Origin of the sequence: Vibrio sp. Y2-5, from assembly GCF_014596725.1 — a bacterium.
GTDB lineage: Bacteria > Pseudomonadota > Gammaproteobacteria > Enterobacterales > Vibrionaceae > Vibrio.
In genome coordinates this window covers 1-15,340 of record NZ_JACVEG010000014.1, presented here as the reverse complement: position 1 = coordinate 15,340, position 15,340 = coordinate 1, and the positions used below count along the sequence as shown (strand labels likewise).

General features: G+C 44.7%; 15 protein-coding genes and 1 rRNA gene. 14 read left to right on the top strand and 2 right to left on the bottom strand.

What is annotated here, in order from left to right:
- Positions 1-9: 9 nt before the first annotated feature.
- The 10 genes from HUO09_RS20560 to glmU all read left to right on the top strand — a co-directional run bounded on the left by HUO09_RS20560 (position 10) and on the right by glmU (position 8,487).
- Entirely contained in the window at positions 10-399 is a 390-nt protein-coding gene (locus HUO09_RS20560) for a F0F1 ATP synthase subunit I (protein WP_167412278.1), read from the top strand.
- 8 nt (positions 400-407) lie between these two features.
- Positions 408-1,238, top strand: coding sequence for a F0F1 ATP synthase subunit A (atpB, locus tag HUO09_RS20555; RefSeq protein WP_167412279.1), 831 nt, complete (start codon positions 408-410; stop codon positions 1,236-1,238).
- 53 nt (positions 1,239-1,291) lie between these two features.
- Positions 1,292-1,546, top strand: coding sequence for a F0F1 ATP synthase subunit C (atpE, locus tag HUO09_RS20550; protein WP_002540812.1), 255 nt, complete (start codon positions 1,292-1,294; stop codon positions 1,544-1,546).
- 73 nt (positions 1,547-1,619) lie between these two features.
- Positions 1,620-2,090: a F0F1 ATP synthase subunit B gene (gene atpF / locus HUO09_RS20545; protein WP_042489550.1), complete on the top strand. Its 471-nt coding sequence runs from the start codon at positions 1,620-1,622 to the stop codon at positions 2,088-2,090.
- Positions 2,091-2,104: 14 nt separating this feature from the next.
- Positions 2,105-2,638: a F0F1 ATP synthase subunit delta gene (gene atpH, locus HUO09_RS20540; RefSeq protein WP_167412280.1), complete on the top strand. Its 534-nt coding sequence runs from the start codon at positions 2,105-2,107 to the stop codon at positions 2,636-2,638.
- A 13-nt stretch (positions 2,639-2,651) separates the two neighbouring features.
- Positions 2,652-4,193, top strand: coding sequence for a F0F1 ATP synthase subunit alpha (atpA, locus tag HUO09_RS20535; RefSeq protein WP_167412281.1), 1,542 nt, complete (start codon positions 2,652-2,654; stop codon positions 4,191-4,193).
- 43 nt (positions 4,194-4,236) lie between these two features.
- Complete coding sequence (gene atpG / locus HUO09_RS20530; RefSeq protein ID WP_167412282.1) at positions 4,237-5,103, top strand: F0F1 ATP synthase subunit gamma; 867 nt, start codon at positions 4,237-4,239, stop codon at positions 5,101-5,103.
- Positions 5,104-5,137: 34 nt separating this feature from the next.
- A complete protein-coding gene (gene atpD / locus HUO09_RS20525) occupies positions 5,138-6,541 on the top strand; it encodes a F0F1 ATP synthase subunit beta (protein ID WP_167412283.1) in 1,404 nt (467 codons plus the stop codon).
- A gap of 18 nt (positions 6,542-6,559) precedes the next feature.
- Positions 6,560-6,982 carry a F0F1 ATP synthase subunit epsilon gene (locus tag HUO09_RS20520; RefSeq protein WP_167412284.1) on the top strand — a complete coding sequence of 141 codons (423 nt, stop codon included), beginning with the start codon at positions 6,560-6,562 and terminating at the stop codon, positions 6,980-6,982.
- Positions 6,983-7,125: 143 nt separating this feature from the next.
- Complete coding sequence (glmU, locus tag HUO09_RS20515; protein ID WP_188235174.1) at positions 7,126-8,487, top strand: bifunctional UDP-N-acetylglucosamine diphosphorylase/glucosamine-1-phosphate N-acetyltransferase GlmU; 1,362 nt, start codon at positions 7,126-7,128, stop codon at positions 8,485-8,487.
- Positions 8,488-8,538: 51 nt separating this feature from the next.
- Here the strand turns inward: glmU and fadA are convergent, their stop codons facing one another.
- Complete coding sequence (gene fadA / locus HUO09_RS20510) at positions 8,539-9,702, bottom strand: acetyl-CoA C-acyltransferase FadA (RefSeq protein WP_188235173.1); 1,164 nt, start codon at positions 9,700-9,702, stop codon at positions 8,539-8,541.
- A gap of 25 nt (positions 9,703-9,727) precedes the next feature.
- Positions 9,728-11,914 (bottom strand): fatty acid oxidation complex subunit alpha FadB, encoded by a 2,187-nt coding sequence (fadB, locus tag HUO09_RS20505; RefSeq protein ID WP_188235172.1) that lies wholly within the window; start codon positions 11,912-11,914, stop codon positions 9,728-9,730.
- A 215-nt stretch (positions 11,915-12,129) separates the two neighbouring features.
- On the opposite strand from fadB, the gene HUO09_RS20500 reads away from it, so the two are divergent.
- The 4 genes from HUO09_RS20500 to HUO09_RS20485 all read left to right on the top strand — a co-directional run.
- Positions 12,130-12,753, top strand: coding sequence for a YigZ family protein (locus tag HUO09_RS20500; protein ID WP_188235171.1), 624 nt, complete (start codon positions 12,130-12,132; stop codon positions 12,751-12,753).
- Positions 12,754-12,786: 33 nt separating this feature from the next.
- Entirely contained in the window at positions 12,787-14,244 is a 1,458-nt protein-coding gene (locus HUO09_RS20495; RefSeq protein WP_167413758.1) for a TrkH family potassium uptake protein, read from the top strand.
- Between the two features lie 22 nt (positions 14,245-14,266).
- Positions 14,267-14,791 (top strand): menaquinone-dependent protoporphyrinogen IX dehydrogenase, encoded by a 525-nt coding sequence (gene hemG / locus HUO09_RS20490; RefSeq protein WP_188235170.1) that lies wholly within the window; start codon positions 14,267-14,269, stop codon positions 14,789-14,791.
- 410 nt (positions 14,792-15,201) lie between these two features.
- A 16S ribosomal RNA gene (locus HUO09_RS20485) occupies positions 15,202-15,340 on the top strand; the annotation flags it as partial.

Sequence of the window (15,340 nt, the reverse complement as noted above, 5' to 3'; positions counted from 1 at the left end):
TACGAATACATGGTAGCTGCGTTGGCTAGGCCAGGACGAGAGCTTGCAAAGCAATTGTTAATGATCCAGTCTGGCGCGGTTATGGTTGTGGCAGCAGGGATGACTATTGCTGTAAATGCTGATTGGGGATTTTCAGCGCTGGTTGGGGGAGGCATCTGTGTCTTTGCCAATGCGGTTTTTGCGCTGTGTGCTTTTATGTTTAGTGGAGCTCGCGCTGCAAAGCGTATCGCGATCTCGTTTTACACTGGTGAAGCACTTAAAATCCTTATTACAGTCGTATTATTCTCGGTCGCTTACATGTATATGCAGGTGGAACTTGTTCCCCTGAAACTAACCTATTTGCTGGCTCTAGGTATTAATATCTGTGCGCCAGTGCTATTCATTAACAACAAAAAATAGGATGAGTTATGGCTGCGCCAGGTGAAGCGCTAACATCGTCCGGATACATTGAACACCACTTGTCTAACTTGTCATTAGCTCGTATTTCTGAGCATTTTGATTTGGGATGGCATTTGAGTGAAACAAGTTTCTGGAACGTACATATCGATAGCCTGTTTTTTTCTTTGTTTACTGGATTGATTTTCCTTTGGATTTTCCGTTCTGTAGCGAAGAAGGCAACAGCGGGTGTACCAGGCAAGCTACAGTGTTTTGTTGAAATAGTGGTTGAATTTGTCGATACCAACGTCAAAGACACCTTCCATGGACGCAATCCACTAATAGCACCGCTGGCACTGACTATCTTTTGTTGGGTATTGCTAATGAACATCATGGACTTAGTGCCAATTGATTTCTTGCCGTATCCAGCACAGCATTGGCTAGGTATCCCTTACTTGAAAGTGGTTCCTTCTGCTGATGTGAATATCACCATGGCTATGGCACTAGGTGTATTTGCTTTAATGATTTACTACAGCATTAAAGTGAAAGGCCTAGGTGGTTTTGCGAAAGAATTAGCATTACATCCATTTAATCACCCAGTGATGATTCCGTTTAACCTACTAATTGAAGTGGTATCGCTACTAGCAAAACCTCTTTCACTTGGTATGCGTCTATTCGGTAACATGTTCGCTGGTGAGGTTGTATTTATTCTTATCGCAGCAATGCTACCATGGTATTTACAATGGATGGGTTCACTTCCGTGGGCTATTTTCCATATTCTGGTAATACTGATTCAATCTTTCGTGTTCATGATGTTGACTATCGTTTATCTGTCAATGGCACACGAAGACAGTGATCATTAATATATAGCTTTTATTTGGGCACAATTAGCCAACAACTATAATTGGAGATAGTAATGGAAACTTTACTGAGCTTTTCTGCAATCGCCGTAGGTATCATCGTCGGTCTTGCTTCTCTTGGTACAGCGATTGGTTTCGCACTTCTAGGTGGTAAATTCCTTGAAGGTGCAGCTCGTCAACCAGAAATGGCTCCTATGCTACAAGTTAAGATGTTCATCATCGCGGGTCTACTGGATGCGGTACCAATGATCGGTATCGTAATCGCACTTCTATTTACATTCGCGAACCCATTTGTTGGTCAACTAGGTTAATCACATTTTGCCAGAGGCAAACTTTTAGGTTTGCCATTGATTAATACTAAGTCCATATAGAGGGGTAGCTGTTGTGAATATGAACGCAACTCTGCTAGGTCAAGCTCTGTCTTTCGCATTGTTTGTGTGGTTCTGCATGAAGTATGTATGGCCACCAATCATGCAAGCGATTGAAGAACGTCAGAAGAAAATTGCTGATGGTTTGCAAGCCGCTGAGCGTGCAAAAAAAGACTTAGATCTAGCACAAGCCAACGCTTCCGATTCTTTGAAAGAAGCGAAGCGCACAGCAACAGAGGTCATCGAGCAAGCGAATAAACGCAAAGCTCAAATTCTAGATGAAGCACGTGAGGAAGCTCAGGCAGAGCGCCAGAAAATCCTTGCTCAAGCAGAATCAGAAGTTGAAGCTGAACGTAATCGTGCCCGCGATGAGCTGCGCAAACAAGTTGCAACTCTGGCAATTGCTGGTGCTGAGAAGATTCTTGAGCGTTCTATCGATAAAGATGCGCACAAAGATATTCTCGACAACATTACTGCAAAACTTTAAGTCTGGGGGCGCGAATGTCTAATTTGACTACTATTGCTCGCCCCTACGCTAAAGCAGCTTTTGACTTTGCGGTAGAAAAGCAACAACTAACTCAGTGGAGTGAGATGTTAGCTTTCGCTGCCGAAGTTACAAATAACGAGCAAATACATGAACTGTTAACCAGTTCTGCTTCTGCTGAGAAACTTGCAGAAATTTTTATCGCAATTTGTGGCGAACAGTTTGATGAATATGGCCAAAACCTGATTAAGGTAATGGCTGAGAATGGCCGTTTAAGAGCTATTCCTGATGTTTGTGAGCAGTTCATTGCTCTTAAGAAAGAGTATGAGAAGAATATCGAGGTTGAAGTTATTTCAGCAACCGAGCTTTCTGAACAACAACTTTCAGATATCAGTAGCAAACTGGAGCAGCGTCTAGAACGTAAAGTTCAGCTGAATTGCAGTGTAGATGAGACCTTACTTGGTGGGGTCGTAATTCGAGCCGGAGATCTTGTCATCGATAACTCAGCGCGTGGTCGTTTGAACCGCCTGAGCGATGCCTTGCAATCTTGATGGGGATTGGAGCATGCAACTTAATTCCACGGAAATTAGCGATCTAATTAAACAACGTATTGAATCTTTCAACGTTGTTGGTGAAGCTCGCAATGAAGGTACTATCGTGTCGGTAAGCGATGGTATTATCCGTATTCATGGCCTTGCGGACGTGATGCAAGGTGAAATGATTGAATTACCGGGTGGCCGTTATGCACTAGCACTTAACCTTGAGCGTGACTCAGTGGGTGCGGTTGTAATGGGACCTTATGCTGACCTTAAGGAAGGCATGAAAGTTACAGGTACTGGTCGTATTCTTGAAGTACCAGTTGGTCCAGAACTTCTAGGTCGCGTAGTGAACACACTAGGTGAGCCTATTGATGGTAAAGGTCCAATCGAAGCGAAACTAACTTCGCCTGTAGAAGTGATTGCACCGGGTGTAATCGACCGTAAATCGGTAGATCAACCTGTACAAACTGGTTATAAGTCAGTTGACTCAATGATCCCAATCGGTCGTGGTCAGCGTGAGCTTATCATCGGTGACCGTCAGACTGGTAAAACAGCAATGGCGATCGATGCAATCATCAACCAGAAAAACTCTGGTATTTTCTCAATCTACGTAGCAATCGGTCAGAAAGCATCGACTATCGCTAACGTGGTACGCAAACTAGAAGAGCATGGTGCACTAGCGAACACAATCGTTGTTGTAGCATCTGCTTCTGAATCTGCTGCGCTGCAATACCTAGCGCCATACGCAGGTTGTGCGATGGGTGAATACTTCCGTGATCGCGGTGAAGATGCACTGATTGTTTATGATGATCTATCTAAACAAGCGGTTGCTTACCGTCAGATCTCTCTACTACTAAAACGCCCACCAGGCCGTGAAGCATTCCCAGGTGACGTATTCTACCTCCACTCTCGTCTACTAGAGCGTGCTGCTCGCGTAAGCGAAGAGTATGTAGAACGTTTCACTAACGGTGAAGTGAAAGGTAAGACAGGTTCTTTAACTGCACTACCTATCATCGAAACACAAGCTGGTGACGTTTCAGCATTCGTACCGACAAACGTAATCTCGATTACCGATGGTCAGATCTTCCTACAAACTGAGCTATTCAACGCGGGTGTTCGCCCAGCTGTTGACCCAGGTATCTCAGTATCTCGTGTAGGTGGTGCTGCGCAGACGAAAATCATCAAGAAACTATCAGGCGGTATCCGTACAGCACTTGCTGCATACCGTGAACTAGCGGCTTTCGCTCAGTTCTCTTCTGATCTTGATGAAGCGACTAAGCGTCAGTTAGACCACGGTCAAAAAGTTACTGAGCTAATGAAGCAGAAACAATATGCTCCAATGTCAGTATTTGACCAAGCGCTAACTATCTATGCTGCAGAGCGTGGTTACTTAAATGATGTAGAACTTGCAAAAGTTCTAGATTTTGAGGCGGCTCTACTATCGTATGCTCGCGCTCAGTACGCAGATTTTGCAGCTGAGATCGACAAGACGGGTGCTTACAACGATGAAATCGAAGCTCAGTTGAAGAAACTGACTGACGATTTTAAAGCAACCCAAACTTGGTAATAAGTCGGTGGCAGATTCTGCCACCAACTAATGGAGAGTAACGATGGCCGGCGCAAAAGAGATACGTAATAAAATCGGTAGTGTTAAAAGCACTCAGAAAATTACGAAAGCGATGGAAATGGTAGCAGCTTCAAAAATGCGTCGCTCTCAAGACGCAATGGAAGCTTCTCGTCCATACGCTGAAACAATGCGTAAAGTGATCGGTCATGTGGCTAACGCAAACCTAGAGTACCGTCATCCGTACCTAGCAGAGCGTGAAGCTAAACGTGTTGGTTATATCATCGTTTCTACAGATCGCGGCTTGTGTGGCGGCTTGAACATTAACGTGTTCAAAAAGGCTGTAACAGATATGCAAGCTTGGAAAGCAAAAGGTGCTGAAATTGAGCTAGCGGTAATTGGCTCTAAAGCAACGGCTTTCTTTAACAACAGTGGCGCAAAAGTCGTCGCTCAGGTTTCTGGTCTAGGTGACTCACCTAGCTTGGAAGACCTGATCGGTTCTGTTGGCGTAATGTTGAAAAAATACGATGAAGGTGAATTGGACCGCTTATATGTCGTTTACAACCAGTTTGTAAACACTATGGTTCAGCAACCAACGATCGATCAATTGCTACCTTTGCCTAAATCGGAAAGCGAAGAGATGCAGCGTCCGCATTCATGGGACTACATCTATGAGCCTGAACCAAAGCCTCTACTAGATACGCTTCTTGTGCGTTACGTAGAATCTCAGGTTTATCAAGGTGTAGTTGAGAACCTTGCTTGTGAGCAAGCGGCTCGAATGATCGCGATGAAGGCTGCAACTGATAACGCAACCAACTTGATTGAAGATTTGGAACTTGTGTACAACAAAGCCCGTCAGGCTGCGATTACACAAGAACTATCAGAAATCGTTTCTGGTGCGGCAGCGGTTTAAGCTTAGGTAAAACAAACAGTTTAGAGGATTAACGATGGCTACAGGTAAGATCGTACAGATCATTGGTGCGGTAGTCGACGTAGAGTTCCCACAGAGCGAAGTACCTAGTGTTTACGATGCTCTGAATGTTGTGGATTCTAAAGAGCGTCTAGTTCTTGAAGTTCAACAACAGCTTGGCGGTGGCGTGATTCGCGCAATCGTTATGGGTAGCTCTGATGGTTTACGTCGCGGTTTGGCAGTTGAAAACACTGGCGCTCCAATCTCAGTACCAGTAGGTACTAAGACACTAGGTCGTATCATGAACGTGCTTGGTGATGCGATTGATGAGCGTGGTGAAATCGGTTCGGAAGAGCTTTACTCTATCCACCGTGCAGCGCCAAGCTACGAAGAGCAATCAAACGAGACAGCTCTTCTAGAAACAGGTGTAAAAGTAATCGACTTGATTTGTCCATTCGCTAAGGGTGGTAAAATCGGTCTATTCGGTGGTGCAGGTGTAGGTAAGACCGTTAACATGATGGAACTTATCAACAACATCGCACTTCAACACTCTGGTCTATCAGTATTCGCGGGTGTTGGTGAACGTACTCGTGAAGGTAACGACTTCTACTACGAGATGCAGGAAGCGGGTGTTGTAAACATCGAGAAGCCTGAAGAATCAAAAGTAGCAATGGTTTACGGCCAAATGAACGAGCCACCAGGTAACCGTCTACGTGTTGCACTGACTGGTCTAACAATGGCTGAGCGCTTCCGTGATGAAGGCCGTGATGTACTGCTGTTTATCGATAACATCTATCGTTACACACTTGCAGGTACTGAGGTTTCAGCACTTCTAGGTCGTATGCCTTCTGCGGTAGGTTACCAGCCGACTCTTGCTGAAGAAATGGGTGTTCTTCAAGAACGTATCACTTCAACTCGTCAAGGTTCTATCACGTCTGTACAGGCGGTATACGTACCTGCGGATGACTTGACTGACCCGTCTCCAGCAACAACGTTCGCGCACTTGGATGCAACAGTTGTACTTAACCGTAACATCGCAGCAATGGGTCTATACCCAGCGATTGACCCACTAGATTCGTCTTCTCGTCAGTTAGACCCTCTAGTTGTTGGTCAAGAGCACTATGATATTGCGCGTGGCGTTCAGCAAACGCTTCAGCGTTATAAAGAGCTGAAAGATATCATTGCGATTCTTGGTATGGACGAGCTATCTGAAGAAGATAAGCAAGTTGTATCTCGTGCACGTAAGATTGAGCGTTTCCTAACTCAGCCTTACCACGTAGCAGAAGTCTTCACTGGTGACCCTGGTATTTATGTACCTCTTAAAGAAACTCTACGTGGCTTTAAAGGTCTGCTAGCTGGTGACTACGACGACATTCCAGAGCAATCGTTCATGTACTGCGGTACGATCGACGATGCTATCGAGAATGCGAAGAAGCTATAAGGCTAACTAGGAGGCGATATGGCAGCAATAACCTTTCATCTTGACGTTGTAAGCGCAGAGAAGAAAATTTTCTCTGGTCGTGTAGAAACGTTTCAGGTGACCGGTAGCGAAGGTGAACTTGGTATTTTCCATGGTCACACACCGCTGCTGACCGCTATCAAGCCTGGTATGGTACGTATAGTGAAACAACACGGCCACGAAGAAATTATTTATGTTTCTGGTGGTATGGTTGAAGTTCAGCCTGGTACAGCGACTGTACTGGCTGATACAGCAATTCGTGGTGAAGATCTTGATACAGCCAAGGCTCAAGAAGCCAAGCGTCGCGCTGAGGAGAAAATTCAGAATCAGCATGGCGATATGGACTTCGCGCAAGCGGCCAGTGAACTGGCTAAAGCCATTGCTCAGTTACGAGTAATTGAGCTGACTAAGAAACGTCGTTAATTTTATTAACTCGTTTCATGAAAAGGCGACCATTGGTCGCCTTTTTTGCTTTATTTTTAATAGAAATTAACCGCAAAGAATTAACACCCTCTCCGTAAGCCGCTAAAATGCCCTCAGTCGTTACCTCAACAAATAGGTTCAACATGAAATTTAGCGCTGTAATTTTGGCCGCGGGTAAAGGTACTCGCATGAATTCCAACATGCCAAAAGTCCTTCACACCCTTGCTGGTAAGCCGATGGTCAAACACGTGATCGATACGTGCAATAGCTTAGGGGCTCAGAATATCCACTTGGTTTATGGCCACGGTGGTGATCAAATGCAACAAGCGTTGTCTGAAGAAAACGTTAATTGGGTGCTGCAAGCAGAGCAACTGGGTACTGGCCATGCCGTTGATCAGGCATCAGCTCAATTTCAGGATGATGAGAAGATCCTCGTTTTATACGGTGATGTTCCATTGATCTCTGAGGAAACCCTTGAAAGTTTGTTAGATGCTCAACCAAACGATGGTATTGCGTTGTTAACCGTGGTGCTTAAAAACCCGACGGGTTACGGACGTATCGTACGTAAGAACGGCCCTGTAGTGGCGATCGTTGAACAAAAAGACGCAACCGAAGAGCAAAAGCTGATCAAAGAGATTAATACTGGTGTGATGGTTGCGACAGGTCGTGATCTAAAACGCTGGTTGTCTGGTTTGAACAACAACAATGCTCAGGGCGAATACTACCTTACAGACGTTATTGCTGCTGCGCATGAAGAAGGCCGAGCGGTTGAAGCTGTACATCCTGTGAGCTCAATTGAAGTTGAAGGTGTTAATGACCGTATTCAACTGGCTCGTTTAGAGCGCGCATTTCAGGCTCGTCAGGCAAATAAACTATTAGAGCAGGGCGTTATGCTTCGTGATCCGGCTCGTTTTGATCTGCGTGGTGAATTGCAATGTGGTATGGACGTTGAAATCGATGCTAACGTCATTATCGAAGGTACGGTTTCTATCGGTGATAACGTGGTTATCGGTGCGGGCTGTATTCTGAAAGACTGTGAAATTGACGATAACACGGTAATTCGTCCTTACAGCGTGATTGAAGGCGCGAGTGTGGGTGAATATTGTACTGTGGGTCCATTTACTCGTCTTCGCCCAGGTGCTGATCTGCGTAATGATGCTCATGTTGGCAACTTCGTTGAAGTAAAAAATGCCCGTATTGGCGAAGGCTCTAAATCTAACCACTTAACTTACATCGGTGATGCAGAAATTGGTCAGCGTGTAAACGTAGGTGCAGGTGTGATTACTTGTAACTATGACGGTGTGAACAAGCACAAAACCATTATTGGTGATGATGTGTTTGTTGGCTCTGACTGCCAGCTGGTGGCTCCAGTTACTATCGCAAATGGTGCAACAATCGGTGCAGGAACAACATTAACTAAAGATGTCGCAGAAGGTGAGTTAGTAATCACTCGCGCTAAAGAGAAGAAAATTTCTGGCTGGCAACGCCCAGTTAAGAAAAAGTGATAAAGAAAAGCCAGCGTTAAGCTGGCTTTTTTCATGGTGTTATCTAATCGATTAAGGACGTTCAAAAATCGTCGCAATACCTTGGCCTAAGCCAATACACATGGTTGCTAATCCGTATTTCGCTTGTTTTGCTTCCATGAGGTTGATCAGAGTCGTTGAGATACGTGTTCCTGAACAACCTAATGGGTGGCCTAATGCAATTGCTCCACCGTTAAGGTTTACTTTGTCATCCATCTTATCCAATAAACCTAAGTCTTTTGCACAAGGTAGAGACTGAGCTGCAAAGGCTTCGTTCAGTTCAACCACATCAATGTCTTCCATTGATATACCCGCACGTTTCAGTGCTTTGTGAGTGGCTGGTACTGGTCCATACCCCATGATAGAAGGATCGCAACCTGCAATCGCCATCGATTTAACTTTGGCACGGATAGTAAGTCCTAACTCCAGCGCTTTTGCTTCACTCATGATTAGCATGGCAGAGGCTCCGTCAGACAGCGCAGAAGAAGAACCAGCAGTTACCGTACCATTGACTGGGTCAAAGGCAGGACGAAGTGCAGATAAGCCTTCAGCTGTTGTTTCTGGGCGAATCACTTCGTCGTAATCGAGAGTGAATAGAGTGCCGTCTTCCGCATGAGCTTCTGTTGGAAGAATTTCATTTTTGAATCTTCCTTCAACAGTTGCAGCGTACGCTCTTTGGTGTGAACGTGCGGCAAATGCATCTTGTTGTTCACGGCTAATACCGTGCACTTTACCCAGCATTTCAGCGGTTAAACCCATCATGCCTGCTGCTTTTGCAACGTTCTTTGATAAACCTGGGTGGAAATCCACACCATGGTTCATCGGTACGTGTCCCATGTGCTCAACACCGCCGACTAAGCAGATCTCTGCATCCCCAACCATGATTGAACGAGTGGCATCATGAAGCGCCTGCATTGAAGAACCACAGAGACGGTTAACCGTAACCGCTCCAATCTCGATTGGTAGACCTGCCAGTAGCGCTGCGTTACGCGCAACGTTGAAGCCTTGCTCTAAGGTTTGTTGTACACAGCCCCAGTAGATATCTTCAATGTCATGTGGATTTACTTGTGGGTTTCTAGCCAGAATGCCTTTCATCAAATGAGCAGAAAGATCTTCCGCTCTCTGATGGCGAAATGCCCCGCCTTTGGAACGGCCCATAGGGGTACGAAGGCAATCAACAATTACTACATTATTCATTTTGTTCTTCCTTTTCCAAAGTCGATTACAGTGAGCCAGCTTGTTGTGAGCCTGTTTGTTGAGAAAAATAGAAGGTTTGACCTTTCTCAGCCATATCTATTAGGCGTTGAGGAACGTGGTAAACCTCACCTAAATGCTCATGCTTCTTAGCCATCTCGATATAGGTATTGAGCCCAATGCTATCTAAATATCGGAACACGCCACCACGGAAAGGAGGGAAACCAAGTCCATAAACCAGCGCCATATCGGCTTCCTGAGGTGAAGCAATGATGTTCTCTTCTAAACAAAGCACTACTTCATTGATCATAGGAATCATCATACGTTCAATAATGGTTTGGTCATCAAACTCTGCAGAAGCACCACACACGGTTTGTAGCAGTGGAAGAACGCTGTTATCAAAGGCTTTCTTTGGCTTACCTTTTTTATCAACGGTGTACTGGTAGAAACCACTACCATTTTTCTGACCGTATTTCTGAGCTTCAAACAGGGCGCTGATCGCGTCAGGGCCTTCTTTAGCCATACGAGTAGGGAAGCCTTGTGCCATCACTTCTTGTGCATGGTGAGCGGTATCTAAACCAACCACATCCAACAAGTAGGCAGGGCCCATTGGCCAGCCGAATTGACGTTCCATTACTTTATCGATCTGTGTGAAATCACCGCCATCACGCATCAACAAGCTAAAACCGGCAAAGTATGGGAAAAGTACACGGTTTACGAAGAATCCTGGGCAGTCATTAACTACGATTGGCGATTTGCCCATTTTCGCAGCGTAAGCGACAACACGATTAATGGTGTCTTCCGAAGTATGTTCACCACGGATAATTTCGACCAGCGGCATGCGGTGTACTGGGTTAAAGAAGTGCATACCACAGAAGTTTTCTGGGCGCTTAAGCGATTTCGCCAGTAAGTTGATTGGAATGGTTGAGGTGTTTGACGTGATGACGGTGTCTGCTGAAACTTGTTGTTCCACTTCGCTCAGAACGGCCGCTTTGACTTTGGGGTTCTCAACCACGGCTTCAACAACAACGTCGGATTGCTCTATACCTGCATAATGTAGCGTTGGTGAAATAGATGCGATGACAGAAGCCATCTTAAAACCATCGATCTTGCCACGCTCAAGTTGTTTATTGAGTAACTTAGACGCTTCCGTCATGCCCAAATCAAGAGACGATTGAGCGATATCTTTCATTGTTACCGGAACGCCTTTCGATGCTGATTGGTAAGCAATACCGCCGCCCATTATACCCGCGCCTAAAACAGCGGCTCGTTGAGTGCCTTTCGATGCGGATTTCGCGGATTTTTTCGCAAGTCCCTTAATGTATTGGTCATTAAGGAAGATACCTACAAGCGCTTGCGCTTCTTGAGATTTCGCCAGAGTGATAAAGTGTTTACGCTCGATGTCTAGAGCTGCATCGCGTTCGCAGTTTGCTGCTTGCTCGATAGTTTTGACGGCAGTCATTGGTGCTGGGTAGTGAGTACCCGCTACCTGCGCTACTAGACCTTTCGCCATCGTAAAGCTCATCATCGCTTCAATCTTGCTTAATGTTAGCGTTGAAGTTTTTTGTTTGCGGCGAGCTTGCCAATCAATCTTCTCATTCATGGCTTGCGTTAACGTCGCGATGGCTGACTCTGAGAGTTTGTCACTTTCAACAATGGCATCGAGTAAGCCCAGTTTTAGTGCTTCGTCTGCTTTACACGCTTTACCTTGAGTGATTATTTCCATCGCGCTGTCCGCACCGATGATTCTTGGTAGGCGAACCGTGCCACCAAAACCAGGCATAATACCGAGTTTGGTTTCTGGTAAACCTATGCTGGTGGTTTTATCACCAATGCGGAAGTCGGTAGCAAGTACACACTCACATCCGCCGCCAAGAGCGAAACCTCTTAACGCAGAGAGTGTTGGTACTGGTAAGTCTTCCAGCTTGTTAAATATGCTGTTTGCAAAAACGAGCCACGTATTTAGCTCTTCTTCTGGTTTTGCAAAGAGTCCTAAAAACTCAGTAATGTCGGCACCGACAATAAATGAATCTTTATCTGAAGTAAGAACAACACCTCTTAAATCTTGATGAATTTGGAGAGCATCAAGAGCCTCATTTAGAGAGTTAAGGGTGCTGAGGTCGAGCTTGTTTACAGAATGTGGCGAGCAGAAGCTTATTTCTACGATACCGTTCTGTAATTCCTTTACCTGTAGGGTTTCGGCTTGGTAAATCATTGTCTATCTCCTTGACATACAACCGAAGGATTGTGTGTGAGAGTTTTTGTTGTATTTAATTTCTGGTGTGACCAGTAATTTCAGTTTGAACGGCAGAATGTTTAATTTCAATACATTTTTTAAACAAGTGTTTAACATTGTGTGCTGGTACCAATCCTGAGCACATTTTCAGGCCTCGTGATACACTTGGTCATCTTTATGATTTTGTGAAAAATATGAACGTTCGTCCCTATTTGATCCCCAAAGAGCCCGTTATCTTCGAAGAAGAGATAAAAAAGAGCCTGTTTATTACTTATCTTGCACATACTCCAAGTAGTGACTCTGCCAAAGCGTTTGTGGAACAAATAAAGCAAAAACATCCTGATGCGAGGCATAACTGTTGGGGATTTGTCGCGGGTAGGCCTGAAGATTCGATGCTTTGGGGATTTAGTGATGACGGCGAACCGTCAGGGACCGCGGGTAAACCTATATTGGCTCAGTTATCCGGATCCGGAGTTGGTGAAATCACAGCGGTTGTCACGCGTTATTATGGTGGTATTCGTCTAGGAACTGGCGGTTTAGTGAAAGCCTACGGAGGCGGGGTACAGCAAGCACTTAAGCTGCTTCAAACTATTGAGAAAAAAATCACCACAAAATTGCACCTAAGTTTAGACTACGGCCAAGTCCCGCTTGCTCAGTCTATTATTAAGCAGTTCGACGGGACAGAAGTTGACGCTCAATACGGTTCAAACGTGGAATTGGATGTAGAGCTGGAAGTTCTTCATGTTGAAGATTTCACCCAAACTATCATTAACCGAAGCGGTGCAAAAATTATTGTGACCGATTTAAACAATATATAGGAACTAAGAAGCCCGGCTTCATTTTGTCTATCAATGCAATTTCGTTCAATTATCCGGATTGTCGGGCTACTGCTCGCGATATTTAGCTTTACAATGCTAGCTCCTGCGCTGGTCGCTTTGATCTATCGTGATGGTGCTGGTGTACCTTTTGTTTCTACTTTTTTTGCATTGTTGTTTTTTGGCGCGGTACTTTGGTTTCCTAACCGCCGTTATCGACATGAACTTAAATCCCGAGATGGATTTCTTATCGTTGTATTATTTTGGACGGTAATCGGTAGCGCAGGCGCGATGCCTTTTTTGTTGTCTGATAACCCGAACGTATCGGTAACCAATGCTTTCTTTGAATCGTTCTCCGCATTAACCACTACAGGGGCAACAGTAATTGTTGGTCTTGATGAACTACCTAAAGCAATTCTCTTTTATCGTCAGTTCCTACAGTGGTTTGGTGGTATGGGTATCATCGTATTAGCTGTCGCTATCCTTCCGGTATTGGGTATCGGTGGTATGCAGTTGTATCGAGCTGAGGTTCCCGGACCAGTTAAAGATACGAAAGTAACTCCTCGCATTGCAGAGACGGCCAAAGCGCTGTGGTATATCTACCTTAGTTTAACAATTGTTTGTGCTGCGGCATTCTGGTTGGCTGGTATGACGGTCTTCGACGCTATCTGTCATAGTTTCTCAACGATCGCTATTGGTGGATTCTCAACCCATGATGCGAGTATGGGATATTTTGATAGCTATGCGATTAACCTCATTACGGTCGTGTTCCTCTTAATATCTGCGTGTAACTACACCTTGCACTATGCTGCTTGGGCTACGGGTGGTGTTCATCCTAAATATTATTGGCGTGACCCTGAGTTTCGAGCATTTATAGCGATACAAGTCATTCTGTTTGTCGTCTGTTTCTTAATGCTGTTGCAGCATCATACCTATGATTCACTTTATGATGCGTTTGATCAGGCGATATTCCAGACGGTATCAATATCGACAACGGCCGGATTTACAACAACAGGATTCTCAGAATGGCCTCTGTTCTTGCCAGTGCTTCTGTTGTTTTCTTCTTTTATTGGTGGTTGTGCGGGTTCAACGGGTGGCGGTATGAAAGTCATTCGCGTGTTGCTGCTTACATTACAAGGCGCTCGTGAAATGAAACGTCTGGTGCATCCACGAGCAATCTACTCCATCAAGCTGGGGGACAGTGCATTGTCACAACGTGTTGTCGATGCGGTATGGGGATTTTTCTCTGCTTATGCATTGGTGTTTGTGGTTTGTATGCTGGCAGTAATAGCGACAGGTATGGATGAACTCAGTGCGTTCTCAGCTGTTGCAGCCACTTTGAACAACTTAGGTCCTGGGCTAGGAGAGGTTTCTGTCCATTTTGCTGACATAAATGATAATGCCAAATGGGTGCTTATTGTCTCCATGTTGTTCGGTCGTCTAGAGATCTTTACTTTATTAATTTTGTTAACGCCTACGTTTTGGCGTAGCTAGGGTGACAAAACAGGGATATAGCGTGAAAGCACTTCTTTTATATTCGACCCGTGATGGTCAGACAAAAAAAATCATGCACCATATTGCACAGCAGTTGCAAGGCTATGAATGCCAGTTTGTTGACCTGCATGAGTGTCAGGTAATGGATTTAACGCAATATGACAAAGTACTGATTGGTGCTTCTATTCGTTATGGCAAATTAAATGCAAAATTGTATCAATTCATCAATGCCCACCTAAGACAGTTGGAACAAGTAAAGGCTGCTTTTTATTGTGTTAACCTGACGGCTCGCAAAGCGGATCAAGGTAAAGACACTCCAGAAGGAAGCGTTTATATAAAAACGTTTTTAAAGAAATCACCTTGGCAGCCATCATTGATAGGTGTGTTTGCTGGAGCTCTTTATTACCCGCGTTACCGTCCGGTTGATAGAATGATGATTCGTTTCATTATGAAACTCACAGGTGGTGAAACGGATACAAGTAAAGAAGTAGAATATACAGACTGGGAAAAAGTGTCTTTATTCGCTAAAAAATTTGCACAATTGTAAAGAAAACAGACAAAAAGGAGCCTTGTTGGCTCTTTTTTGTTCGAACGATAAAAAACTTCAAAATCTTTGCTAAAAAACTATTGCCAATTCTGATCATCTCCCTATAATGCCGCCTCGCTGACACGGGAACAGTTCTTAAGAAATGTAACCAGTTAGCCGGTTTATTAACTAGCATCAATTAACGATGAAAAAGTTTAAAAAAAGTGTTTGACACTGGAACTTAACTAGCTAAAATAGNCTTAGGTTTCAATGAACTGAGTGACCAATCAAGTCTTCTTTTGGAAACATTAGGGGTCTTGGCACAGTCAATTCATTATCATTCTGTTGGAATGGTAATAGCTTTAAAATTACGTCTTACTTTCGAGTAAGAGCAGTTTTGAAGTCAGTATTCGTTGAGCCGACAAAATCTTAAATTGAAGAGTTTGATCATGGCTCAGATTGAACGCTGGCGGCAGGCCTAACACATGCAAGTCGAGCGGCAGCACAGAGAAACTTGTTTCTCGGGTGGCGAGCGGCGGACGGGTGAGTAATGCCTGGGAAATTGCCCTG